Source organism: Mycobacterium alsense (assembly GCF_002086635.1).
GTDB classification, from domain to species: domain Bacteria; phylum Actinomycetota; class Actinomycetes; order Mycobacteriales; family Mycobacteriaceae; genus Mycobacterium; species Mycobacterium alsense.
Map to the genome: position 1 here is coordinate 1 of NZ_MVHD01000133.1, position 879 is coordinate 879.

At 66.8% G+C, this 879-nt stretch carries 2 protein-coding genes and 1 pseudogene; all 3 read left to right on the forward strand.

The window, feature by feature from the left end; translation table 11 throughout:
* Positions 1-222, forward strand: a 222-nt coding sequence (locus BST11_RS26835) for a hypothetical protein (protein ID WP_211284804.1), incomplete at its 5' end; no start/stop codon positions are given.
* Positions 219-566: a hypothetical protein gene (locus BST11_RS26840; protein ID WP_083141174.1), complete on the forward strand. Its 348-nt coding sequence runs from the start codon at positions 219-221 to the stop codon at positions 564-566. The genes BST11_RS26835 and BST11_RS26840, both read left to right, overlap by 4 nt.
* A gap of 102 nt (positions 567-668) precedes the next feature.
* Positions 669-879: pseudogene (locus BST11_RS28290) on the forward strand (hypothetical protein); the annotation flags it as partial.

Here is an 879-nt window from a genome sequence, read left to right on the forward strand (position 1 = left end):
GTGGACTTCCCCCCAACAGGAAGGTCCGCCATGCTCACCCTCGCCAACATCCCAACCCTCCCGACCCCTGTCCTCATCGCTGGCCTGCGCGAGCTTGCCGACGAGATGGTGCGGCGGCTCGGCCGCGACGAAGCCGGACGTCTTCTCGGCATCAGCTGGGACGAGATCGAGCGGCTCTGCGCCGAAGCCGACGCGATTGCGGATCGGCAGGTGCGGCGATGACGACCACAACCAATCCGGCTTTTGATGTCCAACTGCCCGCCGGTTTTGCCGATGCTTACGGCTGGGAGCCTGGGCACGTCATGTCACGCGAGGAGAAGCGTCATTTCCGGCTGATCGAAGGCTCCCGCATAATCCGCGACGCGGCAGGAACAGCTGTTGCCGAGGTGGTGCTTCGCGCGACTCAGTACTCCGATGGCACCCTCGACGGCATCGGCACTCACGTCATCCCCTTGTGCGACGAGGGTGTAGGCAGCGGCCCGGCGCGCGAGCTTGCTGCGGCGCTACTCGAGGTATCCGACGACTTGGACCGGATGGCAACGGGCCCAGCATGGCAGCGCCGATGATGGAGGAGGTTCGGTTCAGTGAGTAAACACGCCTGTCCAAGGTGTGGGCTCGAAGCCCACTGCTCACACGGCAGCTGGCCGGATCGGCACCCGGTCGCCGCGGTGCTGTTCGCGCTGCCGGCCGGCTACACGCTCGTCGGGGTGGTCCTGGCGTACCCGTGGATCTTTTTGCCGCTGCTCGTCGTCGTGGCGGCGTTCTGGGTTGATCGGCGGCAGCGTCGGCGTGCGGCGATCGCGGCCCGTGCCGATCACGAGCACCGCAAGCTGATGGCCCGAGCGATCCTCGCTCCCCAGCCGAAACCACCTAGGGGCC